Annotated in this window: 22 protein-coding genes; 12 read left to right on the top strand and 10 right to left on the bottom strand. The window is 62.8% G+C overall.

Going from position 1 to position 25,385, the window contains the following annotated elements:
- Positions 1-70 precede the first annotated feature (70 nt).
- The 4 genes from AV929_RS02200 to AV929_RS02185 all read right to left on the bottom strand — a co-directional run bounded on the left by AV929_RS02200 (position 71) and on the right by AV929_RS02185 (position 4,123).
- Complete coding sequence (locus AV929_RS02200) at positions 71-781, bottom strand: bacteriorhodopsin (RefSeq protein ID WP_064287306.1); 711 nt, start codon at positions 779-781, stop codon at positions 71-73.
- A complete protein-coding gene (locus AV929_RS02195) occupies positions 774-2,375 on the bottom strand; it encodes a methyl-accepting chemotaxis protein (protein WP_014039302.1) in 1,602 nt (533 codons plus the stop codon). The genes AV929_RS02200 and AV929_RS02195 overlap by 8 nt, the downstream gene beginning before the upstream one ends.
- A gap of 187 nt (positions 2,376-2,562) precedes the next feature.
- Positions 2,563-2,832 carry a HalOD1 output domain-containing protein gene (locus AV929_RS02190; protein ID WP_064287304.1) on the bottom strand — a complete coding sequence of 90 codons (270 nt, stop codon included), beginning with the start codon at positions 2,830-2,832 and terminating at the stop codon, positions 2,563-2,565.
- 187 nt (positions 2,833-3,019) lie between these two features.
- Positions 3,020-4,123: an alanine--glyoxylate aminotransferase family protein gene (locus AV929_RS02185; RefSeq protein ID WP_064287302.1), complete on the bottom strand. Its 1,104-nt coding sequence runs from the start codon at positions 4,121-4,123 to the stop codon at positions 3,020-3,022.
- Positions 4,124-4,295: 172 nt separating this feature from the next.
- Between AV929_RS02185 and AV929_RS21640 the strand changes: the two genes are divergently transcribed.
- The gene (locus tag AV929_RS21640) at positions 4,296-4,454 is read left to right on the top strand and encodes a hypothetical protein (RefSeq protein ID WP_154020793.1); all 159 of its coding nucleotides are present in this window, start codon (positions 4,296-4,298) and stop codon (positions 4,452-4,454) included.
- Here the strand turns inward: AV929_RS21640 and AV929_RS02180 are convergent.
- The gene (locus AV929_RS02180; RefSeq protein WP_050007531.1) at positions 4,420-4,893 is read right to left on the bottom strand and encodes a hypothetical protein; all 474 of its coding nucleotides are present in this window, start codon (positions 4,891-4,893) and stop codon (positions 4,420-4,422) included. The two genes, AV929_RS21640 and AV929_RS02180, sit on opposite strands and share 35 nt — an antisense overlap.
- A gap of 137 nt (positions 4,894-5,030) precedes the next feature.
- Here AV929_RS02180 and AV929_RS02175 point away from each other — a divergent pair, with 137 nt between their 5' ends.
- Both AV929_RS02175 and AV929_RS02170 read left to right on the top strand, forming a co-directional pair.
- Positions 5,031-5,657 carry a hypothetical protein gene (locus tag AV929_RS02175; protein ID WP_064287300.1) on the top strand — a complete coding sequence of 209 codons (627 nt, stop codon included), beginning with the start codon at positions 5,031-5,033 and terminating at the stop codon, positions 5,655-5,657.
- A 33-nt stretch (positions 5,658-5,690) separates the two neighbouring features.
- Positions 5,691-7,436 carry an excinuclease ABC subunit C gene (locus AV929_RS02170; RefSeq protein ID WP_064287298.1) on the top strand — a complete coding sequence of 582 codons (1,746 nt, stop codon included), beginning with the start codon at positions 5,691-5,693 and terminating at the stop codon, positions 7,434-7,436.
- A 109-nt stretch (positions 7,437-7,545) separates the two neighbouring features.
- Here the strand turns inward: AV929_RS02170 and AV929_RS02165 are convergent, their stop codons facing one another.
- Positions 7,546-8,262 carry a fumarylacetoacetate hydrolase family protein gene (locus AV929_RS02165; RefSeq protein WP_064287296.1) on the bottom strand — a complete coding sequence of 239 codons (717 nt, stop codon included), beginning with the start codon at positions 8,260-8,262 and terminating at the stop codon, positions 7,546-7,548.
- Positions 8,263-8,523: 261 nt separating this feature from the next.
- Here AV929_RS02165 and AV929_RS02160 point away from each other — a divergent pair, with 261 nt between their 5' ends.
- The 6 genes from AV929_RS02160 (at position 8,524) to AV929_RS02140 (ending at position 16,192) form a co-directional block, all read left to right on the top strand.
- Complete coding sequence (locus AV929_RS02160; protein WP_064287294.1) at positions 8,524-9,438, top strand: M48 family metallopeptidase; 915 nt, start codon at positions 8,524-8,526, stop codon at positions 9,436-9,438.
- Between the two features lie 389 nt (positions 9,439-9,827).
- Positions 9,828-10,016 (top strand): hypothetical protein, encoded by a 189-nt coding sequence (locus AV929_RS21185; RefSeq protein WP_014039293.1) that lies wholly within the window; start codon positions 9,828-9,830, stop codon positions 10,014-10,016.
- 734 nt (positions 10,017-10,750) lie between these two features.
- Positions 10,751-12,196, top strand: a complete 1,446-nt coding sequence (locus AV929_RS02155) for an aldehyde dehydrogenase family protein (RefSeq protein ID WP_064287292.1) — start codon at positions 10,751-10,753, stop codon at positions 12,194-12,196.
- A 730-nt stretch (positions 12,197-12,926) separates the two neighbouring features.
- Complete coding sequence (gfo6, locus tag AV929_RS02150) at positions 12,927-14,009, top strand: D-xylose 1-dehydrogenase Gfo6 (RefSeq protein ID WP_014039291.1); 1,083 nt, start codon at positions 12,927-12,929, stop codon at positions 14,007-14,009.
- Positions 14,010-14,053: 44 nt separating this feature from the next.
- Entirely contained in the window at positions 14,054-14,914 is an 861-nt protein-coding gene (locus AV929_RS02145) for an MBL fold metallo-hydrolase (RefSeq protein WP_064287291.1), read from the top strand.
- 102 nt (positions 14,915-15,016) lie between these two features.
- Positions 15,017-16,192 (top strand): mandelate racemase family protein, encoded by a 1,176-nt coding sequence (locus AV929_RS02140; RefSeq protein WP_064287289.1) that lies wholly within the window; start codon positions 15,017-15,019, stop codon positions 16,190-16,192.
- A gap of 35 nt (positions 16,193-16,227) precedes the next feature.
- On the opposite strand, the gene AV929_RS02135 is transcribed toward AV929_RS02140, so the two are convergent.
- Positions 16,228-17,154 (bottom strand): nucleoside hydrolase, encoded by a 927-nt coding sequence (locus AV929_RS02135; protein ID WP_064287287.1) that lies wholly within the window; start codon positions 17,152-17,154, stop codon positions 16,228-16,230.
- A 342-nt stretch (positions 17,155-17,496) separates the two neighbouring features.
- On the opposite strand from AV929_RS02135, the gene AV929_RS02130 reads away from it, so the two are divergent.
- Both AV929_RS02130 and AV929_RS02125 read left to right on the top strand, forming a co-directional pair.
- Entirely contained in the window at positions 17,497-20,952 is a 3,456-nt protein-coding gene (locus AV929_RS02130; RefSeq protein ID WP_064287285.1) for a CehA/McbA family metallohydrolase, read from the top strand.
- Positions 20,953-20,955: 3 nt separating this feature from the next.
- Positions 20,956-21,675 (top strand): hypothetical protein, encoded by a 720-nt coding sequence (locus AV929_RS02125; protein ID WP_014039283.1) that lies wholly within the window; start codon positions 20,956-20,958, stop codon positions 21,673-21,675.
- An 84-nt stretch (positions 21,676-21,759) separates the two neighbouring features.
- Here the strand turns inward: AV929_RS02125 and AV929_RS02120 are convergent, their stop codons facing one another.
- Positions 21,760-21,954, bottom strand: coding sequence for a XapX domain-containing protein (locus AV929_RS02120; protein WP_004518274.1), 195 nt, complete (start codon positions 21,952-21,954; stop codon positions 21,760-21,762).
- A gap of 474 nt (positions 21,955-22,428) precedes the next feature.
- On the opposite strand from AV929_RS02120, the gene AV929_RS02115 reads away from it, so the two are divergent.
- The gene (locus AV929_RS02115; protein WP_044951606.1) at positions 22,429-23,469 is read left to right on the top strand and encodes a zinc-binding dehydrogenase; all 1,041 of its coding nucleotides are present in this window, start codon (positions 22,429-22,431) and stop codon (positions 23,467-23,469) included.
- Positions 23,470-23,491: 22 nt separating this feature from the next.
- Here the strand turns inward: AV929_RS02115 and AV929_RS02110 are convergent, their stop codons facing one another.
- Complete coding sequence (locus AV929_RS02110; RefSeq protein WP_064287283.1) at positions 23,492-24,703, bottom strand: cation:proton antiporter; 1,212 nt, start codon at positions 24,701-24,703, stop codon at positions 23,492-23,494.
- 38 nt (positions 24,704-24,741) lie between these two features.
- Complete coding sequence (locus AV929_RS02105; RefSeq protein ID WP_014039280.1) at positions 24,742-25,230, bottom strand: cation:proton antiporter regulatory subunit; 489 nt, start codon at positions 25,228-25,230, stop codon at positions 24,742-24,744.
- Positions 25,231-25,385 lie beyond the last annotated feature (155 nt).

Raw genomic sequence — 25,385 nt, 5'->3', positions numbered from 1 at the left:
TTCTGGGTGCCGACCACTAAGCAACTCCGTCTGGGATTGCAGAGTGTTATACCAACAACAGCGGCCCTCGTCAACCAGCGCGCTGAGCGCCAGCCGACTCCGATGCTACGTCGGCAAAGCCGGTCCGGTCGACCGCGATAGCATCGACGTTGGCAAACAGGAACCCGGCGAAGCCGACGCGGATCAGGAGCCCCATGTACTCGCTGATGACGGTCAACACGAACGGGTCGAACACGTCCGCAACCGCAAGCAACGAGTAGGCGATGAGCATCCCGATGAGGAACAACAGGAGGTTCCGGGACTTCCAGTGCAGGAGCCGCTGGTCGTCGGGCAGGTCGGCCGCACGACGCCAGACTGGGCCGAGTAACAGGTACGCAAGCAGGAGCTGGCCGATAACGAGGACGCCAAAGCCGACGAGTCCGATAGCGCCGCCGACGATCGTCCCGCCGTTGAAAGCGATGACCTGTACCGCCGGGATGGCGGCGGCGACAGCCAACGTTCGGCGGGACGCCCCGGCTATCGCGACCGTGAGCGTCCACAGCACCGTGTACGCGACGAAGTCGTCGACGATGTTCGGGACAGTGAGCTGGGACCCGGGCACTGACAGGACGCCGGCCGCCGTCAGCGCGGTCGTCACGGCCGAAATCCCGACGACGGCCACCACCGGGTAGCAGTAGTGTCGGTGGGACGACGGAATGCGCCTGAGCCACCCAGAGAGCACGACGGCCGCGACGGCCAGCAGGACCGCGGCGATCTCGTAGACGGCCGACCCGCTAATCATCGTCGCCCCCGACGCGCTGTTGTCCGGCGGTCGGTGTCGCCCCGTCCGTTCCACCGTGACCGACTGCCCGCGTCTCGAACGCATCGAGTCGATCGATGAGTTCTCGGGTCCGTGTCGAGAGGTCCTCTGCCCGCTGCCGGACGGCACTCATCGTTTCGGCGGTTTCCTGGGCCGTATCGGCCAGGTCGTGGGACTGTTCGGCGACGTCGCTGGCGACCTCGCCGACGGTGTCGATAGTCGCAGCCAGTTCCTCGGTCGCGCTGGCACCGTCGTCGGTCGCCCGTGAGATCTCGGCCATCGCAGCGTCGACATCGTCGACAGTGTCAGTCAACCGCTCGACGGCGTCACCGACCTGATTGACCGTGGTAACGCCCGCGTCGATGCGCTCTCTGGTGTGGTCCATCTCGTCGGCCACCTCGTCGACTTCCCCGCGAGCCCCCTCAACGATACTCTCGATCTCGTCGATCGCCGCCTGGGTTTCCTCCGCGAGCGTCTTGACTTCCTCGGCGACGACAGCGAACCCGTCACCGCCGTCACCGGCGTGTGAGGCCTCGATGTTGGCGTTCAGTGCGAGCATATTCGTCTGCTCGGCGATATCATCTATCAGCCCGGTCGTGGCCGCGACGTCGTCCATGCGGTCATCCAAGTCAGTCACCAACTCGTCGAGGTGGGTCACAGCGGTTTCGATTCCTTCGATGGCCTCAATGGCCTCTGCCGTCCGGTCTGTCCCGGTCGCGCCTACGTTCGCGGCTTCCCCGGCCTGTCGAGCGACTTCGTCAGTCGTCGAGGCGACTTCTTCGACGGTCGCGGACAGGTCGTTCGTCTCTTCGATGGCCGTTTCGAGCTGGGTTGCCTGTGCTTCGATATCGCCGGCCAGTTCCCGGATATCGACGGCAAGAGACTGATTGAGTTCCTCGACCTCTGTCGCGTCGGCAGCGACGGCCGTGCTTGCTTCCTCAACATCAGTTGCGAACTGCCGGATATCGACGACAGTTTCCGAGAGGCCGTCGGCCATCTCCTCGTAGGCGACCGAGATCCGTTCGACGGCATCGACACCGGTGTCTGTGTCGAGACTTCGGGTGAAATCGCCGTCAGCCGCGGCCGTCATTGCGTCACCGATGTCCGTCGCATGATCAAGGAGCGTTTCGTTGAACTCCTCGGCCTCCTGTCGCGCCGCCTGTGCGTCTTGCTTGGCCTGTTCGGCCTCCTTACGTGCGGTTTCGGACTCGTCGAACGCGTCGCTGAGAGAGCGGCGCATACTGTCAAAAGCCGATGCGAGGCGACCGAACTCGTCCGCGCGGTCGACGTCCGGACTAGTCTCAAGGTCGCCGTCCTCGATAGCTGTCGCGGCGTCGGTCAGGCGCCGGAGTTCGACCGCCGCGTTCCCGGCCAGAACAATCGCGAGCAGTCCGAGATTGAGCGTTACCACGAACAGCGTCCCAGAAATGGCCGCGAGTCCAGCCCCCTGATTTGCCGCGTGCGCGGCAAACACAGCCCCGAACGCGAGCGTGACTGCGAGCGTCACACCGATTGCGACCCCGATTCGTCGGCTGTAGTGGGTCACAACCCTCGCTCGCACGTTCGTCCCAGTCATACGTACGAATTTCTGACCTCCTGACTTATGCCTACCTTTTCGAATTCAAACACTGATAATTGGGGTGTCGAGGCCTAAAAACGGTTTTTTTATAGATATTCGGAACTGGGAGTTTCGATCCTGCACAAGCACAATCGCTATGAGGGGAAAGCAGGAGAGGAAGAGCAAAAACTCTGCAAATCGAAAGTTATCGGCCAATACTTGCGCTTGGTGCCTTGATAACGAGTTCCCCGTCGCTTCGGACAGTGACCGAGTGACCGGCATATTCAAACGAGATACTGACAGGCGTCGAGCGGTTCGAGGAGGCGACGAGTGAGTCGAGCGCTTCGGGGTCGACAGTCTCGTACAGCGGTGCGAAGTCAGTTTGTCCCCGGCCGGTCATGGCGGAGATGTACTCAGTCACTGCCGCGCTCGGTCGCGTCTCGCTCCAGTCGAACTGTTTTCTGGTCACGTTCATCGGTGTTGAGGAGTCGCTGTCCCTACTCCGCCTGTTGCTTTTACTCATATGGTTTGTCTATCTACATCAAAGTAGTCGGCAGTAATATAGTCTTCCCAGCATTATCAAACTGTGAAAACGCCAAGTGGTAGAAGCGAACCGCCCCAGATCGGTCTATAGCCTCGGCCTCCGTCGGTTATTGCTCAATTTACAGATCGGCGACGTCCTCGATTGCGGCGGTTAGTTCTTTGATACTCTCGACGGTGTGTTCGCCCATGTGCCCGATGCGGAAACTCTCCTCGCTGATGTCGCCGTAGCCGCTGGAGAACACCATGTCGTATTCTTCGGAGACGGCCTCGACCGTCTCGGCGACGCTGATGTCCTGCGTGTTCTCGATGCAGGTCACCGTCTGGGACTCGTAGCCCTCCTCGGGGTAGAGGTCGAAGTGTTCGCGCGCCCACTCGCGCGTGTACTCGGCCATCTCCTGATGGCGCTGGTCGCGGGCGTCGTGGCTCTCATCAAGCATGTGTTTCATCTGCTTGCGGTACGCGAGCATGAGCGGAATCGCCGGCGTGGAGTGGGTCTGGCCCTTCCGGTCGTAGTAGTCCAGACAGCGCTGGAAGCCGCCGTACCACGACGCCGAGTCTTTCTCCAGTTCCCGCTCGTAGGCCGCGTCGCTGACGGCACAGACCGCGAGCCCCGGCGGCATGGCGAAGGCCTTCTGCGTGGACGTGAAGATGGCGTCGATGCCGTGTGCCTCGATGTCGATCTGGTCGCCGCCGAGGCAGGAAATCGCGTCGACGATGAAGTAGGTGTCCGGGTACTCCGCGACCACGTCGCCGATCTCCTCGATAGGGTTCCGGACGCCGGTCGAGGTCTCGTTCATCACGGCCCCGACGGCGTCGTAGTCACCGGATTCGAGCGCGTCACGGATGTCGCCGGGCTTGACCGCCGTGCCCCAGTCGTACTCGATGCGGTCGACGTCCTTGCCGAGGCGCTCTGCGACGTTGGCCTGGCGCTCGCTGAACGCGCCGGAGGTCGGCACGAGCATGCTGTCCTCAACCAGGTTGAGCGTCGTCGACTCCCAGAACTCCGTGCCCGACGCCGTGAGCACGATGACGTCGTTGTCGGTGCCGAGGAACTCCTTCGTGTCCTCGACGATGGTGGTGTAGAGGTCCGTCATCCGGTCCATCCGGTGGCCGAACATCGGTTCGGCCATCGCCTCGATAACGTCCTCGCGCACCTCGGTCGGCCCCGGAAGATACAGCGTCTTGTCCTGATAGTCGTCTTTGTATTCGCGTTTTTCGGTCACAGAACCACCTGTAGTAGATGACCACTCGAATCCGGGAGGCATGGTAGTTTTGATACCGGGCGAAGCGAACCGGCGTGCGGCCTGAGAAGAGCGGACCGCTCACGAGGAAAAGACACAGATGGCGGTTGTACCTTCCACGAAGTATTTATCAGTTGAATAACCACATTCGTCCATGGGCCGCCACACCCCGCTCACGGATGCCCAGCGAGCGGCCGTCGCGGATAGAGCGGTCAAGCAAGTCGCCGACACGCTGGTCGAGATGCACGCCAACTCGGGTTCGGGTCACCGCAGACCGCTCAGCGACGACGATACCAGCGGACGCCGTACATGACCAGACCGGCGTAAATTGCCGGGCCGAACAGAACTGTGGCACTGGTCGCTACCGCTCCGCTGAACAGATATCCGAGGAACACGTCGAGAAACACCAGCAGGAAGGGAGCGAGTGCGAGTGCCTTCCCGCCGGTTCTGAGCGCCGCGTCGAACGTCGACTGTGTCGCGGCAATTGCCCCGACACCGGCGACGACGAGGAGATACAGCGCGGCACCCGGAGGCGAGACGAGTGGGAGGGTAAACAGCGCGATACCGGCGAGTACGACACCGACGAGTGTCGGCCCGTTGTCGCTCTGTGCGAGTGCGTTCTGGATACCGTCGACGTCGCCGGCGTTAAGGGCCGCTTCGAGGTCCGACGTGGTTTGACTGCCGCCAGCGTCGAGGACCGTTGTCCCGGTTCCGGCATCGACCGGGCTCTCGAAGTCCCGGCCGCAGTGCATACACCACGTCGCGGTCGCACTGACTTTCTCCGAGCAGTGAGGGCAGCGGGGATCGGCGGTCATACTGTCATGTTCGAGGGCGCACAGTTAGCGGTTACGGGGGGAGAATATACAGGTGTCCGCGGTAAACGGGGTGTATGGATTGGGTCGCACGGGCCGAGAGCCTCCTGTACGATGGCGAGGTGATCGAAGCGGACGTCAGGCTGGACCGTGGCGGGGTCGTCGTGACGAGTCACCGCATCCTCGTGTTCACGCCCGACCGCGAGGGGTCGAACTACCGGCAGGTCGACCGCCCCAACGTCGAGGGCGTCGACGTCACCACCAGCGGCGACTGGTCGTTCCTCGAACTCGGCGTGAAGGCGCTGGTCGTCGGTGTCGTGCTTGTGGCCGCCGGGATGACCGTGAGCCTCGACAGCCTCGTGGGCAACGTCTCGCTGGACAGCGGCGGTGCCGCGAGCGCCGTCGGTATCGGGGGCATGCTTGGAATGCTCCAGACGATGCTGACGCTGATGGCGCAACTGGACGACCTGATGCGACTGTTCGGCGGTCTCGCACTGGCCTTTGCCGCCGTCGTCCTCGGTGTCTACCTCTGGAGCCGCGACCGACTGCTCGTCGTGCGCGTCGCCGGCGACGACGATATCGAGCTGACTGCACCGGACGACGAGAGCGTCGTCGACCGGATCGAAGCTGCCATCGTTCCGGAGGCTCCGCCTGCCGATGCCGGCAGTGCGGCCCAGTCGGCGCCAGACGACCCGCTCCCGTGACGTTCAACCCCGCCGAGCGCCAACCCCGTGCTAATGGACGCCGACGAGGTTCGAGAGCGCGCGGGGTCGTTGCCACGGGAGCCCGGCGTGTACCTGTTCGAACAGGGCCGGGACGACAAACGCCGGGTCCTCTACGTCGGGAAGGCTGTCGACCTGCGAGACCGCGTGCGCTCGTACGCCGACCCGCGGAGCGAGCGCATCGCCAAGATGGTCGAGCGAGCCGAAACCATCGACTTCGCCGTCACCGACACCGAGACGCAGGCGCTGCTCCTCGAAGCGAACCTCATCAAGCGCCACCGGCCGCCGTACAACGTCCGGCTGAAAGACGACAAGTCCTACCCGCTGGTCCAGTTGACCGACCATGCCGTCCCCCGAATCGAGGTGACCCGTGACCCCGCAGACGGCGCAACCGTCTACGGGCCGTTCACCGACAAGGGGCGGGTCGAGACGGTGGTGAAGGCACTGCGGGAGACGTACGGGCTCCGGGGGTGTTCCGACCACAAGTACAGCAACCGGGACCGGCCCTGTCTCGACTACGAGATGAGCATCTGTACCGCACCCTGCACCGGCGAAATCAGCGAGGGCGAGTACGCCGAGGACGTCGAAGCCGTCACGCGGTACTTCGAGGGTGAAACCGGTGTTCTGGCGGACCCGTTGCGCCGCGAGATGGAGGCCGCTGCACAGAACCAAGAGTTCGAACGCGCCGCAAACCTCCGGGACAAGCTCGGGGCCGTCGAGGCGCTCCACGGCGAGGGCGACACTGCCGTCAGCGACTCTGGGGGGTATCAGACAACAGACGTGCTTGGGGCTGCCATCGAGGGCGAGCGCGCCATCGTCGCCCGGCTCCACGCCGAAGGCGGCAAGCTCGTCGAACGGGACCGGCATACACTCGAAGCACCGGATGGCGAAGGGACTGCCGGCGTGTACCGGGCGTTCATCCCGCAGTACTACGCCGAGCGAGAGCTCCCCGACCGGATTCTCTGTGCCGAAGCCCCTGCCGACCCGGACATCGAAGCGTGGCTTGAGAGCGAGGGCGTCACGCTCGGCGTGCCCGGGGCCGGTCGGGAGGCGACGTTGGTCGACCTCGCGCTGAAGAATGCCCGCCAGCGCGGTGGGACCGACGACGAGAGCGGCCGTCTAGCCGACGCACTGGGTATCGACCGTCCGGGCCGTATCGAGGGCTTCGACGTGAGCCACGCACAGGGTCGGTCAGCCGTCGGTTCGAACGTCACCTTCGTCGACGAGACGCCCGAGAAGAGCGACTACCGGCGGAAAAAGCTCACCGAACAGAACGACGACTACGCGAACATGCGCGAACTCCTCCGCTGGCGGGCCGCGCGCGCCGTCGAAGGACGGGACGACCGGCCGGACCCGGACCTGCTACTCATCGATGGCGGCGACGGCCAGCTCGGGGCGGCCCGCGACGCCCTCGCCGAGACCGGCTGGGACGTGCCGGCCATCGCACTGGCGAAAGACGAGGAACTAGTTATCACGCCCGACCGCGTGCACGACTGGGACGACGACGCCCCGCAGCTCCACCTGCTCCAGCGGATTCGCGACGAGGCCCACCGATTCGCCGTGCAGTACCACCAGACGCTCCGGGACGAGGTGTCGACGACGCTCGACGACGTGCCCGGCATCGGCCCCGAGACGCGGAAGCGGTTGCTCCGGCGCTTTGGCAGTGTGGACAACGTCAGGACAGCCTCTGATGAAGAACTGACGGCTATCGACGGTATCGGCGAGCAAACCGCGGAGACGATTCGGTCCCGGCTGCAGTGATTTTGTATAGCGTTTAGTGGTTTATCGAGCCATAGCGCTCAGATTCACTAATCTGTCGAGAAGAGGCTAAAGAAGGCCGCTATATGGCTATTCCAGCGTCTTAATGCCGTTATATCGAAACGACCGAGTTCCGGAGCGTCCCGACACCCTCGTAGGTTATCTCGATTGTGTCACCGGGCGCGACCGTCCCCGGGTTGGCCGGACTGCCGAACGCAACAACGTCGCCCGGACGGAGCGTGAACCGCTCGGAAAGGTACGCGACCACCTCGTGGGGACCGAACAGCATCTCGCTGGTGTTGGCAGACTGCCGGCGCTCGTCGTTGATATCGGTGTACATGTCGATACCGGTGGGGTCGACATCAGTCTCGATCCATGGCCCCAGGGGCCCGGACCCGTCGAAGGCCTTGCGTGCGGTTCGGCCCTGCTGGTCCAGCGCGTCGACGTCGTTCAGGATCGTGTATCCCGCGACTGCGTCCGGAACATCAGCTGGGTCGATATCGTGGCACCGCTCGCCGATGACCGCGGCAAGCTCACCGGCGTAGGTCAACTCGTCAGTAAACGGCGGGTAGGAGATGTCCTGCTCGTGGGCGAGCAGTGACGTCGGCGGCTTGATGAAGAAGTCAGGCTCCTCGGGCCGGTCGTAATCCATCTGGTCGTTGGTCGCGGCGTAGTTCCGACCGACGCAGTACAGCGCGGTCGGTTCACACGGCGGGAGCAGTCGTCCATCGCGACCGACCACGTACTGGCCGTCGTCAGCGTGGACGACGCCATCGACGTATTCGCCGGTGAGCGGTCCATCCTCGGTCAGAAGTCGTGCGGTTCGCATACTGAGTGGTCCGTGTGGCGGTGAAAAAGGCGTGTCGGCTACAGTGTGCGCTGCTTCGTATCTATCACCGGCAGCAAGGCCTGAAACGCTGATTTGTCGCCGGTCCGGCGAAGTAGGTATTCCGTTTTTGGAGCCGAAGTAAATTTGATATCGCTATATCAAATCCTCGATGGCCGCGAAACTGGCATCGCAGTATTCGAAGGACGGAACAGTGGTGACGCCACCGAAGCGATTTTTTCGCACAGCGGCGTACCGACGAACATGGCTGTGACCCGACGGCTCCTCATGGCCGTCGTCGGAGTGTTGTCGTTGCTGGTCTATCTCTCGGCGGCATACGTGGGGTACGCGCTGCTTCTACCAGTGTGGGACAGCCGTCCGTCGCCGCTGATAGCCGCCCTTGTCGTTATCGTGACGGCAATTGTTTTCGGCATCGTGAACTACTGGGCTGCTACGGCGCGGCTCAAGCGGTCTCTCGACGCAGTCGAACTCTCGCGGGCGCGTGTGCCGGAGGTCTACCGCCGCCTCGACACGCTCGTCGATCAGATGGACGTCGAGACGCCGACGTTGCTACTGGCGGAGCTGCCGATCCCGAACGCGTTCGCCATCGGCGGCGGCGCTGGGGTCATCGTCGTCGACCGGCGGCTGTTCCAACTGTTATCCGTGACGGAGTTCGAGGCGCTGCTGGCACACGAACTCGCACACTTAGAGACCCGCGACGCGCTCGTTCAGACTGTCGCGTACAGCCTCGTCCAGACGTTTGTCGGGCTCGCTGGCCTCGTGGTGTTCCCCACCGTGGTGCTAACCGGCGGTATCGCCCGTTCGCTCGCGTTGCTTCGCGGCGACCCGTCGTCGTGGTCGCGTTCCTGGCTCGGGCGGGCACAGCAGTACGCGCTACAGGTCGTTGCTGGTCTCGGGTTCGCGGTAACGCTGCTGATACTCGGCTACTCCAGGCGTCGAGAGTTGGCAGCCGACGACCGCGCGATCGAGATAACGGGGAATCCCGTTGGACTCGCCCGAGCCCTCACGAAAATCGAGCAGGCGTCGAAGCCGGAGACCGGTCTCCTGCGACAGTTATACGTTCACAGCGAAGCGGACAGCGAGCTTTCACGTCTCCTATCGACGCACCCGCCGATAGACGAACGGATACAGCGGCTACAGGAGATCGCAGCACGGTAGTTCCGCGAGGGTGAGTGAGTCGTCAGGCAGCCGTCGGTAGCTGCGTCGTTCAGCGACGGTCGGTAGCGCCGTAGTATATGCAAACGATTACTTATAGAGATGGACAAACCCATTCAACAAACATATAGGAGATATATGACTAAGAATCGGTATTCTTCGTGGTAGATACCGGTCGAAACACGTCGGTTTTGGCGGGCGTGTCTGACCAACGACAGTCTCGTTTGAGGCGTGAGAGGGATACGAACATTGTACACCAATCTCGTCGAGGTGAGTGAGCAGCCGGATGTGTCGCGTCTGAGGCTGACACGGGGAGAGTCTCTATATGCACATTGAGAGCAACATAGCGGTCCTAGAAACCGCTATGTTCGGCAAGACCCTTACATCCGCATATGCAAGCCAGCATCCCGCAGCGAGCGACCGAGGGGGCAAAGAGCCACACATACGGATGCCCGCTGTGTAACTGTGGTGCGGACAGCGAAGACGACATTTACTGCCATCTGCTGGTCTCACACCGGAAGAGCGCACTTGTTGACGCCCTTCTCGAAAGAGTGGACAGCGACGAGTTGGCCCGGGTTTAATTTCGGTACGGGCGTCAGTATCATCTGGTAGTACTAAATAGTTAATTCTGGAGAGAGTAGTACAGTATTTGTGTTCACACTTGTCCACTTGTTACCCATATTCTGAAATCTGAGGGTAACACCGGCACCGTTCGTGTGGTAGATTCGACCCGGTTCAAGAGCCTTTGGGCGTACTACAGCGCATTGGCTGATATTTTTTCGTCGGTGCTGTTTATCGCTATAAATTAAATACCGCTATATCAAATGTCGGGAGAGCGACTCGGGCGGCGGCCAGTCCAGCAACTACCAGCAGCGGATCAATAACATACATACACATGTTATACTATGAGATGGATTTATATACTAGGAGGAGGCGCAGCAGCGATCAGTCGTAGCGACACGGCAACAGAATGCGAATAGCTCAGGGAGACCGGTACGGACCGACGAATAGTAATTTCCAAGCAACGCAGATACCGCAACGCGGCCACGCTGACGTTGTGACAGATCTGGCAACACACAGATCGTATTGTCGTGCTGTTTGACAGCGGTAGCTATTTTAGTGCCTTCAATTGCGGTTCCGCTGTGAGTCGGGCATCGCGAATTCGAGGTTGGACCGGCGACGCTGGGTACACTGGCTACGGTGCCTGTTATCCAGCATTCCCCCGTGACCCACCGGTCGTTCCATACCGTCGAACGACGCGGCACAGCGAAGGATGGGAAACGCGTAAGTATTGGGAATGAGATGAATCAAGCGTATGACGCAGACGTATGAGAACTATATCGGCGGTGAGTGGACCGGGAGCGGAGAGACACAGGATGTCACGAACCCGGCAGACGAGACTGACGTCGTCAGCACGGTTCCGGTGGCCTCGGCGGCGGACGCCGACGAAGCGGTCGCGGCCGCGGCGGAAGCAACAGACGAATGGGGCGGAATGCCTGGCCCGGAGCGCGGCGCGCTCCTGCGTGAGACCGGTGAAATCCTGAAGTCCAGGAAAGACGAGCTTGCGGAGACGCTGACCCGCGAAGAGGGGAAACCGCTCGGCGAAGCCGAGGGCGAGGTACAGCGTGCGATTGATATCTTCTATTACTACGCGGAGAAGGCCCGCGACTTCGGCGGCACTGTCAAACAGCCAAGCGGTGGCCGTGCCGGCCTGCAGACGAAGAAGGAGCCGATGGGCGTCGCGGCGCTTATCACGCCGTGGAACTACCCCATCGCGATTCCGGCCTGGAAGATCGCCCCGGCGCTTGCGGTCGGCAACACCGTCGTCATCAAGCCCGCGATGCAGGCCCCGACCGTCGGCGCGATGATCGTCGAGGCGCTGGACGAGGCCGGGATTCCGGACGGCGCTATCAATCTCGTCTGTGGCCCCGGTAGCGAGGTCGGCGAGCGACTGACCACCCACGAGGATGTCGACGTAGTGTCGTTCACCGGCAGCGCGGCCGTCGGCGAGCACGTCTACGAACAGGCGACGAGCAACGGGAAGCGCGCGCAGGCAGAGATGGGCGGGAAGAACCCGACCGTTGTCATGCCGAGCGCCGACGTGGACAAAGCAGCTGATATCGTCGGAGCGGGGGCCTTCGGCGGCACGGGCCAGGCCTGTACGGCCACGTCCCGGGCCATCGTCCACGAGGACGTGTACGACGAGTTCCTCGACGCCGTCGTCGACTATGCAGAGTCGCTCGAGATCGGAAACGGCCTCGACCGGGCCGGCATGGGTCCCCACGTCAGTGAGGATGAGCTCGCGGGGAGCCTGGAGTACATCGACATCGCACAGTCGGAGGGAGCAACCCTCGAAACGGGCGGCGAAGAGCTCGCTGGTGGCGAGTACGACGCCGGGAACTTCATCTCGCCGGCCGTCTTCTCCGACGTCGAACCTGACATGCGCATCGCACAGGAAGAGGTGTTCGGGCCGGTGCTCGCCGTGATTCCTGTCTCCGACTTCGACGAAGGTGTCGAGGTCGCCAACGACATCGACTACGGGCTCTCGGCCAGCATCGTGACCGACCGAATCGAGGAGGAAAACGAGTTCATCGAGCGCTCCGAGTCTGGTGTGGTCAAGGTCAACGAGAAGACGACCGGACTGGAACTGCACGTTCCCTTCGGCGGCCTCAAGCGCTCCTCGACGAACACCTACCGCGAGCAGGGCGACGCCGGGCTGGAGTTCTTCAGCTACATCAAGACGGTGTACCGCAACAGCTAATCGAGGCGGCCACCGTCGCTGACGGTGGAGTGTAGTTTCTGTTACAATAAAGTTATATAGTATTATTCTTAATATCCTGTTGCTCTTGTCCACCGCAAGAGCGAGCGTACAAAGTCATGGTCGTAGCCCAACCGGCCGACGATGGTGGAACGGTCCCAGCATCGACACTGTCTGTCCCGTACAGACGTTCCACTCTCGTTATTAGCGCCCCGGCATCCGAAGCAAGTTTCACTACCGCGAAGTGCCACTAGCCGGCCCGGTCAGAATACGGCGAGAAACGGGACCGGTATCCGATTGGGCGCAGCGCCGTTCTGTCGTTGGCAGTCATTGTAGACACCCCGTGTGAACACAGCGAGCGGGGCGGAGCTTCGAAGCGGCCCCCTTGTCAAACGAACCGTGGCGCTCCACCCTCGACAGTCCGTTCAGTATTATGGAATGTTCCCGTAACGGTTGTACTGTCGTTATTCTCGATACGGAAACCGGAGAGCGTAGACGAAGACAGTCCACAGACGGCCCGTGAAACAGTATTTTCCGCCCGGATTATCGACGGGTCGCTGTAGAATATATGCGGGTGAGACTGTCATATCGTTCCATAATACCAAACATCTATGTCATCTGCTGGGACTAGTTTACTCAACAGACGAACTACCATTCGCTACTCTGGAACAGCGGGAGCTGACACGGGCGTGCCAACACAAAAGATAATATCCAGCCAGTCGATGGCAGTGGCATGAACGTTGACGCGCTCACGGGAGGATTCGACCGTCGAGACTGGCAGGAACAGACAGAGACCAACGATCCAGTACGGTTCGCGATGATCGGCGTCGGCTGGTGGACCACCGAACAGGCGATGCCCGCCGTCGACGCGGGGGACCTCTGTGAAACGACTGTGCTGGTCAGCAGTGACCGCGAGAAGGCGGCCGATGTGGCCGCTGATTCGGAGACAGTCGAACACGCGATCACCTACGAGGAGTTCCACGACGGGGCTGCGAGCGACGCGTACGACGCCGTCTACATTGTCACCCCGAACGCGCTCCACCTCCCCTACGTCGAGACGGCGGCAGAACTGGGGAAGGCAATCCTCTGTGAGAAGCCGATGGAGGCCACCATCGAGCGTGCCGAGCGAATGGTCGAGGTCTGTGACGAACACGACGCGACGCTGATGATCGCCTACCGGATGCACACCGAGCCAGCCGTCCGGCGGGCGAAAGACCTCATCGACGAAGGGTACATCGGCGAACCGCTGTTCGTCCACGGGAATATGACCGAGCCCATCCTCGAACTCGTCCCCGACCCCGACCAGTGGCGGCTGGACGGGGAGCTTTCCGGCGGCTGTGCCGTGATGGATATCGGCCTCTATCCGCTGAACACGAGCCGATTCCTGCTGGATGCCGACCCCGTGGCCGTCCGGGGGACTGTCGCATCGGTACAGGAAGAGTTCGCCGACGTGCCAGACGAACACGGCGCGTTCCAGTTAGATTTCCCCGGCCACATGTACGCGATGTGTACAGCCAGCCAGAACGCCCATCTCGACAGTCACATCTCCGTACTCGGAACCGAGGGCAAGGTCCGCGTCGAACCGGCCTTCTATCCCTGGGACGACCGCGCGCTCCAGCTTTCTCACGAGGGAACGACGGTCGACATCGACTTCGAACAGATCGATCAGATGGAAGAAGAGTTCGAGTACTTCGCCCACTGTCTGCTGACCGACACTGAGCCCTACGCCGACGGTGAACACGGCCTCGTCGACATCAACACGATCAAGGCAATCTACGAGGCCTCCGAGACGGAGTCGACAGTCACACTCGACTGAATGCGGTACGAGATTTTTTGACCCGGCCAGGCGTAGTTCGGCGCATGGTTCAGTCAACGTGGGACGACTGGTTCGTCCACGACGAGATAGAGGCGACAGACCCCGGCGATGGCGTCGTAATCTGGTATCTCGGCTGTAACGGCTTCGTACTCCGGTCGCAGTCGACGACGCTGTACATCGACCCCTACTTCGGGACTGGCGATCCGCCGAACCTCATCCGCATGATTCCGGTACCGATGGACCCCGCCGACGCGACCCAGTGTGATGCCACGCTCGTCACACATGAACACATCGACCACATGCACCCGCCGTCGTACGGCCCGCTGGTCGAGGACCTCGGAGCGGACCTGTATGCGCCGTCGGCATCGTACGACTCTCCGGACTACGACGGTGAGATGCGGGTGCCCGACGAGCAGCGCAACGAAATCACCGTCGGCGACGAGTTCGCTGTCGGCGATTTCACCGTTCACGTTACTGGCACCAACGACCCCGACGCCATCGAACCGGTGGGGTACGTCATCGAGCACGACGCCGGGACGTTCTTCCACGCCGGCGATAGCCGGCCTGCCGAGGCGTTTGCCGACGTCGGCGAACAGTTCGACATCGACGTGGGCGCGCTGGCGTTTGGCACCGTCGGCTCTATCTACGAGCCCGAGCCGGACTGCGGTGTCAGAACGAAGTGGTACATGGACGAAAACGAGATTATCGAGGCCGCAAATCAGCTCCAGCTATCCCGGTTGCTCCCCTCACATCACGATATGTGGCAGGGCGAAGCCGGCGACCCGAAGGTGCTCCACGAGCACGCGGTGTCGTTCGACTACCCCCGAGTCATCGAGCCGCTGTACATCGGCTGTTCGGTTCGGCTGGGTGAGGCCGGTATTCGCCGTATTGACGCGCTGGACTGAGTGAGACCGTGGTTCCGGTCGCTGCTGTGCCGGCCGCTCAAACAGAGACGGCGTATCTGTCGCGGGGTAGCTTTAATATCCCCACCACAGTATGTCCGGCAAATGTCGCCAACGATAACGAGGATCGAAAGCCGAGAGTTCGAGTACCCCCTTAATGACGTCGGGACCGACAAGCACGGCTTCAATCTGGTCTATGCGCCGGGCGAGACAACCACGCGGAAACTGTTCGGCGTACAGATTCACACTGACGAGGGAATCACGGGCGAGTACGTCGGCGGGAACTCGCCGGCAGCCGCCCAGTACAACATCATCGCGAAGTACCTCATCGGCAAGGACCCGCTGAAACGCGAGAAGCACTGGTCCGAATGCAAGCGCGCGCTCCGGAAGTACGACCGGATGGGCATCGGCCCAATCGACATCGCGCTGTGGGACTTCGCCGGCAAGTACTACGACGCACCGATTCACGAACTGCTGGGGACCTACCGCGAGCGGATTCCCACCTACGCGTCGACGTACCACGGCGACGACGCGGGCGGGCTGGACTCGCCCGAGGCCTTCGCCGACTTCGCCGAGGAGTGCCGCGACGAGGGCTTCGGCGGCTTCAAGATTCACGGCTGGGGCGGCGGCGACGACGCCCGAAGTCTCGACCGCGAAGTCGAGGCAGTCCACGCCGTCGGCGAAGCGGTTGGCGACGAGATGGACCTGATGCACGACCCCGCCTGCGAACTGGAGACGTTCGCCGACGCGCTGGAACTGGGCCGGGCGCTCGATGAACAGGGCTTCTTCTGGTACGAGGACCCGTTCCGCGACGGCGGTATCTCACAGCACGCCCACAAGAAGCTGGCACAGAAACTCGACACGCCGATCCTCCAGACTGAACACATCCGCGGACTGGAGATCAAATCCGACTTCGCCGCCAGCGAGGCAACCGACTTCCTCCGAGCCGACCCCGAGTACGATGCAGGCATCACCGGCGCGATCAAGGTGGCTCGCATGGCCGAAGCGTACGGCCTCGACGTGGAGTTCCACGCGCCCGGCCCCGCCCAGCGTCACTGCATCGCCGCCTGCCGGAACTCGAACTACTACGAGATGGCGCTGGTCCACCCGGACTGCCAGAACACCCAGCCGCCAGTGTACGAGGGCGGCTACTCCGACCTGATGGACGCCGTCGACGACGACGGGACAGTCGGTGTCCCCGACGGCCCCGGCCTGGGCGTGGAGTACGACTGGGACTACATCGAGGACAACACCACCGGGAGCGTCCACATCTACGAATAGCGCCGCAAGCAGCCGTCACAGACCAAGGGTATGAGTCATTCCGCCGCGTACGCTCTGATGCCAGTTTCGAGAACCTCGCGGTAGCGGTCCACGTCGATGTCGACAGCGACACGATTGTTGGGGTCGTTGTCGGTCGTGCCGTGCTCGTCACAGATGACGGCCCCGTGGCAGGGACCGCCAGTCGTGTCTACCTCAATGTGGTACTCCTCGAAGGTGAGTACCGATTCGTCGATGAGATCGGCGACGACGGCGGCGTCGTGGATAGCCGGTGCGTCGGCCAGCGGGTAGGTCCCGGAGTCGGGTCGGTAGTCGAGCCACTCGGCGATGGTTCCGCGGACGCCGTCGGCCGTGCGGAACTCCTCGATGAACTCGGGGGAGACGGTGGCGCGGTTGGTCACGTCCAGGCCGACCATCCGCGTGTTGGCGTCCTGCAGGACGCGGCTGGCCGCCGCGGGGTCGTTGTGGAAGTTGGCCTCGGCCATCGGCGTCACGTTCCCGGTCGTCATCGCCGCCCCACCCATGAGATAGATGTCCTCGACGAGGTCGGGTAACCGGGGCTCCTTGGCCAGTGCGATCGCCAGATTCGGAAGCGGACCGACGGCTGCGATCGTCAGTTCGTCCCCGTACTCGTGGGCGGCTTCGACGATTGCGTCGGCCCCGTGGATGTCCCGCGTGTCGCCGTCGGCGTCGGGGATGTCGCCGTGGAGCCCGTTCTCGCCGTGAATCCACTCGGCGGTCGTGAGATCGTCGACGAGCGGACGCCCACAGCCCCGGGACACCGGAACGTCATAGCCACCGAGGCCCAGTATCGCGTGGGCGTTTCGCGTCGTGTTCTCGATAGTCGTGTTCCCGCAGACAGTCGAGAGACCGACAACGTCGATTGCATCGTGACCGAGCGCCATCGCCAGCATGACCGCGTCGTCGCAGCCAGGGTCCGTATCAAAGAAGACTTTGCGTGACATACCTCCGAAGTTCCGCCCATCGGGTCTTAAAAGCTGGTACGTACCGGTTGTGACACGGACACCGCCGGAGACAGACCTGTGGGCGATCTGTCGGGCCGTCGTCGCTACCACAATCCGTGTGTCGGAATGTGTGGCCGACAGACCAGGTGTGTCCGCCAAAGCCGTCTTATACTGCCCAAGCGGTGCGATACTGGGGGACAGCTGAGGGTTCATCCATCCCCGAAGTCCGGGCCACAGCTCAGGGGGAAAGTCGATCATTCGTTACGGAGAACAGTCAGTATCCGGCAACAGTGCGTCTATCATAAATTTTAACTATATAGTCACAATACCGTACAGGAAGTGATGGATAGAAATCACATACGGCCAGTACTACTCAGCGTACTACTCGTTTTGTCGGTTGTCAGCACCGGCTTCCTCGGAAGCGCCGCTGCTGCACCGAGCGAACAAAACGAGCTAGCAACGGCGAACAGTCAGACAGCAACACAGACGGCTTCGGCTGGTGGGGCGACCTGTCAGCTCGACGGGAGCTGTCCGGTTCCTGATGATTCCGTCGATCTCAACAACAGCGGTGCCGGCGTCGACGTGTTGATCGACGGGAGTCATCAGGGCTCGACGTTCACGAAGTTCGCAAACCGACTCAGCGAACGCGGGTACGACGTCGACACGAAACGGTCGACGACCGGCGGGCTGACCTCGTGGAACAGTTCGGCCGCGAACGGGCTGTCGGACTACGACGTGGTCATCATTCCCGTCCCCCAGACGGCCTATAGCGAGGCCGAGCAGGATGCAATCGACGAGTACGTCAGAAACGGCGGCAGCCTGTTCGTCGTCGGGGACTGGACCTCACCACTACAGGGCCACGCCGGCAAGCTCAACGACATCACCGACCCGTACGGCCTCCACTTCAACGGCGAGAGCGACAAGTGGCTCCGGAACGTTCAAGATCCGACCAACAAGACCGTCGAGGACTACGAGTGGCGGGTCATCCTGCACAACACGGGCCGCCATCCGATAATGAACAACGTCGACACCGTAGAGTACGACGGGGTCAGTCTCAACGTCACCGACACGGAAAACGGGACGCAGGCCCCGCTGCTGTACGGTGACAGCGATACCTACGAGTACACCTACTCCACGACAGAGAAAGAGTACCCCCGCGGCGAGCGCATCGTCGGTGCGGCCGCGACGTGGGACATCGGTGACAACGGCCGCGTCGTCGCCTTCGGCAGCCAGAAGTCGCTCACGACGTATCTCACCGACGAGTGGCAGGCCGAACACCAGCAGACCGATACGCGGCCGTTCCTCTTCCGAACGGTGAAGTGGCTGGCCTCGTCGGGCCACGTCGAGCGACCGGACAGGCCGGTCGCCGTCACCGGCGAGCAAATCAAGGGCGGCGAGACGCCGGCGAACGAGACCATCGTCCTGAAAAACAGCGAAGTCGCCGCCGCTATCGGCACTGAAACTAACGGTCCTTTCGGCACGTTGCCGGGCGGTATCTACGACGCCAACGCGTACGGGCTGACGACCGACCAGATCGGCGTCGCCGAGTTCGCGTTCAACAACTTCGGAACGTGGCCGAACTACGAGTCCTTCGAGCGCCAGAACGCAACCGGTCCGAACGACGCAGCAGTCGTCACCGCGACCGGCCACGTCAGTACGAACCCGAACGTTTCAGTCACGACGACGTACACGCTGCCGGCCAATTCCAGCCACATCTGGATCAACACCACGATGGAGAACGGCGGCGACCAGCGCCTTCCGGTCAATGATTCCGAGCGTCTCCAGAGCGGGGCAGCACTGAGTTCCGAGGGACAGTCGACCTGGCTCCCCGGTTCGGGGAGAATCGAGGAGACGCGCTCGCCGCCAGTGAGTGCCGACACACTCGACCAGCCCTGGGCCGCGCTCACTGGTGACCGCGTGAGCTACGGCGTCTGGGGCGGGAACGACTCCTTTACCTCGTACACGGGTTCCACGACCTGGATTGACCCGTGGCTCGAACACCGTCTCGACCCCGGCGAAACGCGGTCAGCGGAGTTCGCTCTCTTCGTCGGCGAGGACGGTTCAAGTAGCGCGACCAGCGAGTACTACAACAAGCAGCAGGGAACCGAGACAGGGACGGTGACCGGCAGCATCGAGAGTACGGACAACGAGTCCGTCTCACAGGCCACAGTCACCGCCTCGAAGGGCGACCGCGCGTTCACCTACACCGTCGGGTCGGAGACCGGAACGTACGAACTCGAACTCCCCGCCGGTGAGTACACGCTGACGGCCGATGCCAGCGGATTTGCGGCATCAGAGCCGAAGTCCGTCACCGTCAGCGGCGGCGAGACGGCCACCGCCGACTTCGACTCGCTGGAGGGGCCGGCCCCCGTCAACGTCACCGCAACGATAGACGACGAGGGCGAGGTCAGTCCCGCCGATGCCCGGATTACGGTGCTCGACGGCGGCACCGCGGTCCAGACCGTCTACACCCGGACGACGCCGGCCGGCACGGCCTCGTTCCAGCTCCCGCCCGGCAACTACACGCTGGTGTTCAACCACGGGACCGGCTACATCGCCGAACCAGTCGAGAAGAACATCTCGGTGACGCCCGGCGAGAAAGTCAGCGTCAACGCGACGTTCACCGAGGAGCTGGACCCCAGCGAGCGCAACTGGGTCGGCATCGATCCCCACGCCCACAGCAGCGTCAGCTTCGACGGCAAGACGCCCATCGACAACTTCGTCGCCATCCAGAAATCGGCGGGCGTCGACGCGGTGTTCATTTCCGACCACAACGCCATCGGCGGCTGGGGCTCGATGGAGTCACAGGCCGCAGAGCGCGACATCATGTTCATCCGGAGCGAAGAGATAACCACCGGTGACCTCGGGCACTTCAACCCCTACCCGATGCACGGCGAGGAGATGGTCGACTCCGACGGGACCCTCGTGGAGTTCATCGAGGAGTCCCGGAACCGACACAACGCAACGGTGTTCCAGATCAACCATCCGGGTGACCGCTTTGTCAGCCTCGACAGTGCGCCCGGCCAACACGAGGAGTACCTTCCGATGGTCGACGCCATCGAGGCGTACAACGGTCCGTACGGCGAATCCGACGCTGCCAGCGTTCAGGGGCTGTTCACCCTCTGGAACGAGGGCTACGAGATCACGGCGACCGGTGTCAGCGACGACCACTGTTCGCAGTGCTTCCCGGCGAAATACGGCACCGCCCGCACGCGGGCATACGTTGAGGGACCCGTCACGCCTGAGAAGTGGGCCCAGTCCGTGAAAGACGGACATACGTACGCGACGTACGGTCCCGCCGTCGAGTTCACCGTCGACGACAGGATGCCTGGCGAGACCGTGAACACGACCGCCGGGTCGTCCGTAGAGGCGTCCGCAACGGTCCGGAACCTCGACGAACTGGCCTACGCCGAGGTCATCCGGAACGGCACGACGGTCTCGAACGTCACGCTCGACGGGACGAACGACACCATGAGCACTGACGTGGACATCGACGGGAACGCCTGGGTCGCCTTCCGCGTCGTCGACGAGGACGGCGACCGAGCGCTGACCAGCCCGGTCTGGATTTCGACCGACCAGCAGGCCGAATCCGGGACTGACGGCAACGGCGAATCCGGCGGCACTACGGGGACTGCGACGCCGGCGGACACCGAGGGCGAGTCAGCGGCAACAGCAGCGGATGACACTGCAACCGCGGAGTCGGAGACGACCGCCGCGTCCGGACCCGGGTTCACCGCCGTCGTCACACTGTTCGCGCTCATCGGCGCGGCGCTGCTCGCAACACGACGGAGGACCTGATCCATGCGGGACACCAGCCAGCGACGGAGTCGGCGTGGGTTCCTCGGAACCCTCGCGCTGGCTGCGGCGACCAGCGCAGGCTGTAGCAGCCTCGGCGGGACGCAGAACAGCCAGTCGGACGACATCGGGGCCGGCGGCTCGACGCCAACGCCCGCGCAGGGAGACGATGGGCCACATCACGACGAGGCGCACGGCCACACGCACACAGACGGCAGTCACGACCATGGCGAGGGACACAGCCACGGCAACGAACACGCAGGTAGCGACGACGAAGCCGACGGTACTGCCGACACCGAACTGGCCGCGTTCGAGTCCAACCTGCGGAAGTGGTTCGTCGACATCGACTCGCTCGCCGTCGAAGACAGCCGCGTCAGGCTGACGTACGTCACGAAGAGCACGCGCGGCCACGAACTCGCGGCCGGCATCGAGACGGTCGTCGTCTCGTTCATCCAGGCGTACACGGACGACTGGGGGGTCGAGGGCCTCGACGCGGAGGTGATCGAGCCGTCCGGCGACGTGATGGGCTACTGGCGAACCGAATCGCGGTGGGTCGAACCGGTCGTCGAGGGCCACGAGACGCGGACCGCGCTCCTCGAACGGACGCTCGACACGTACCACGGCCGCCTCACTCGCGATCACGATCACGGGGAGGCTGGAACCGACCACGGCGAGAACGAAAGCACTCACCAGCACCACAACGGAACCGAGCACGCGGACCACTGACGGCGGCAGTGTCGTCACTGCCGTCACTGTCGTTCTGGTAGCGAGAAGCTAGGACGCTCAGGTCCGAAAAGCGCTCTATCGTCGTCAGACCTTCAGCAACGACAGCAGGCTGACGCCGACGTCGAAGTACTCGATGAGGCGATAACCGACGAGGATTCCGAGGATACCCATGACACCGGCGAGATTCGGTGGGGCCGGAATGGGAACGTCAAGCAGTCCGAACACGACGCCGGTTGCGACGCCAGTCATCGTCGCGACGATAACGAGTGAGAGATTCATCGGTCGGTCACCGCTGTCCCACAGCGAGGAGCCACGCAGTCGCGTGTCGGAACGGCCCGAGAGCGACCAGTGGGTGTGTTTGATGTGTGTGTCATTGGTGCCGTAGAGAACGGGTTCGAGCGATAAGTATGCTCCTCATCGAGCCAGCAGTGGTGAGTAGTAGCACACACCAAGCCCAGACAGTGTTGCAAGGCCGAGAAGGACGCTCGGATATCTGAATTAGCGTCTTTTGTGTTTTTATCTCCAGATATCCACAGTATCTCAGGCTGATATGGCCGCATATACGATAGATAATAATAGAAGTCGGCTAGATAGAGAGAAGATGTGTATTCTGTAACCATACAGTGCATAGACAGAATAGAATAAGCAATAGACACAGATTGAGCGGCGCTGGTAGACCGAACACTGGCGACGACAACCAGAATAGCCTCCGGGAGGCTGGCGTTTATAAGCGAGCCACGGGAAGTGATGACGATGCAAGCCGTTCAGTTCGACAGTCACGGCGATCGTGATGTGCTCGAGTATGGCGAGTTTCCCGACCCCGAACCGGGCCGCGACGAGGTCGTCATCGACGTGAAGGCGGCCGCACTGAACCACCTCGACATCTGGACCCGTCGCGGGCTCCCCGGCATCGACCTCGATATGCCACACATCCCGGGGAGTGACGCCGCCGGGGTCGTCGACGAGGTGGGCGACGGCGTTTCGCGGTTCGAGCCGGGCGACCGCGTCGCCGTCCTCGCCGGCAAGAGCGGCGGTGGCGACGAGTTCACGCGGAAGGGCGACCCGACGCTCGCGCCTGATTTCCACATCATCGGCGAGCACGTCCGGGGTGTCCACAGCGAGTACGCCGCCGTGCCAGCGGAGAATCTCACGCCAGTCCCGGAGGGCGTCGACTGGGAGACGGCCGCCGCGTCGCCACTGGTGTTCCAGACCGCCTGGCGTATGCTGCGCGACCGCGGCGACCTGAAGGCCGGCGAGTCCGTTCTCGTGCTCGGGGCGTCCGGTGGCGTGGGCCACGCGGCCGTCCAGATCGCCGACCACGCCGGCGCTGAGGTGTTCGCCACTGCCAGCAGCCAGGAAAAGCTCGACTACGCCGAGGAGTTGGGGGCGGACCACACCATCAACTACGAGGAGGCGGACTTCGCGAGCGAGATTCGGGACCTGACCGACGGCCGGGGCGTCGACATGGTCGTCGATCACATCGGCGCACAGACCTGGCAGGACTCGCTCAAGAGCCTCGTCAAGGGCGGCCGGGTCGTCACCTGCGGCGCGACCACCGGCGGCAACCCGGAGACGGACATCAACCGCATCTTCTGGAACCAGTTGCAGGTCATCGGCTCGACGATGGCCACCCCGGGGCAGGCCGACGAAGTGCTTGATCTGGTCTGGCAAGGAGAGATGGAGCCGCGAGTCCGCGAGACGCTGCCGATGAGCGAGATCGCTCGGGCACACGAGATAATCGAGGACCGCGAAGGCTTCGGGAAGGTCGTCGTCGTTCCCGACAGCGAACTGTAGGGCCGCCCCCACATTTTTCTCGTTACTCCGCCCCGAAGCGGGCCGTTGCAAAGTCCTCGAAGGGAGCAGAGTACTGCATCAGCATCGTCCCGAGAATACTCATCACGAGCACGTAGGCGACAGTAAAGGAGTAGACGGCGTTGGCTAGCTCGGACGACAGCGACGTGCCTGCGCCGGTCAGTGCGACGGCAGCGATGATCAGAGAGAACTCGCCGCGAGTGACCATGCCGAGGCCGACGCGTATCGACCGACGGGGGTCGAGGTCGTACGCGCGGCCGCCCAGATAGCCCGACAGGATTTTCGTCGGCGTGGTGACGACGACAGCGGCGGCGACCAGCCCCGCGACGCTTGCGAACAATCGGGGGTCGGTCTCGACGCCGATCCAGAAGAAAAACACCGCCGCAAACGTGTCGCGGACAGGCTCCAACAGGTTCTCCAGTTTATGTGTGTGGGTGGTCGAGGCGAAGGCCATCCCGACGAAAAAGGCAGCGACAGCTTCGCTGACGCCGATATCGAGGGCGATGCCGGAGACGAGAACCGTGATGCCGACGGCTCGTATCACTGTGAACTCATTCGAGTTCGTCTGCAGGGCCCGCTCGAACCACGGCGTCCCGTAACGGGCCAGCAGCAGGAGCGCGACGATGAACGAGAGCGCGACGCCGACGGAGGTCACGGCGGCCCCCACGTCGGACCCGCCGGCGACGAGAGCGGCGGCTATCGTGAGATACACTGCGATGACCAGGTCCTCGAACACGAGCGTCCCGAGCAACGGGTCGGCCTCGTCGTTGGCGATCCAGCCGAGGTCGATGAGCGACTTCGTGATGATGGCCGACGAGGAGATGTAGACGATGCCGGCGACCAGAAAGGCCGCGAGCGGGTCGCGAAACAGCGCGAACCCGAGCAGGAGACCGGCACCGAAGTTGATGGCGAGGTCGATGGTCCCCGCTCTGGTGATGCGCTCCCAGCGGTCCAGCAGCCGGTCGAGATTGAACTCAAGCCCGAGGAAAAACAGCAGGAAGACGATACCGAGCTCCGCGCCGAGTTCGATGAACTCGGAGGACTCGACGACGGGGAGGCCGTAGCCGGCGACGGAGAATTGCCCCGCAACCGACGGCGACAGCACCATCCCGATGATGATGTAGAACGGAATCACCGACTTGTTCAGCCACACGGCGACGAGGGTAGCGACCGCGACGGCGGCGAACAACACACCGATACCGAGCAGGTCAGCCACGGCGGTAGCCTCCCAACGAGCCGGCTACAGACATCTGTCTACAGCTCTCCGCCAAGGAGCTGCTCGAACCGCTCACAGTTGTCGCGTTCGCCGATGACGACGATTGTGTCACCGGCCTCGATTTCGGCGGTGGACGCGGGGGCGGCGATGACGTCGTCGTCGCGCTGTATCGCGACGACAGTGACGCCAGTCCGCTGACCGACATCAGCGCCGGCCAGCGTCTCACCGACCAGCGGTGAGTCGTCCTCGACTGCGTACCACTCGAGCAGCGTGCCCTCCGACAGCATCGTCTCGACGTGATTGGATTCGACCGGCTGGAAGTACGCGCCTTCGAGTATCGTGCCGACTATCCGAGCCATCCGGTCAGAGAGTTCGAGCAACTTCACAGAGTCGGCGTCCTCGCTCTCTCTCAGATACAGTTCGCGAGTGCCCGTGTTGTGGGTCACGACGACCAGTTGTTGGCCACCGCCGATGTCCACCTCGTGTTTCTTTCCCACGCCGGGCAGGTCACTCTCGGTCACGTCCATAGCCCGAGATTGCGGTCCAGCATCCATAAGACCCGGTGCCCGCTGCGCTGCACAGACGGTCGTCGATAGCCGGTACGACGGGGGACCCAAAGGTATTAGTGGGTTCCTGCCAACGTTCAGGCAAGCCAACTTTCGCTAAAACAAGCTGAGTTGTT

This window comes from Haloarcula sp. K1, assembly GCF_001647155.1.
In the GTDB taxonomy this organism is placed as follows: Archaea; Halobacteriota; Halobacteria; order Halobacteriales; family Haloarculaceae; genus Haloarcula; species Haloarcula hispanica.
The sequence above is the reverse complement of the archived record's forward strand: the minus strand, read 5'-3'. Positions and strand labels throughout refer to the sequence as shown.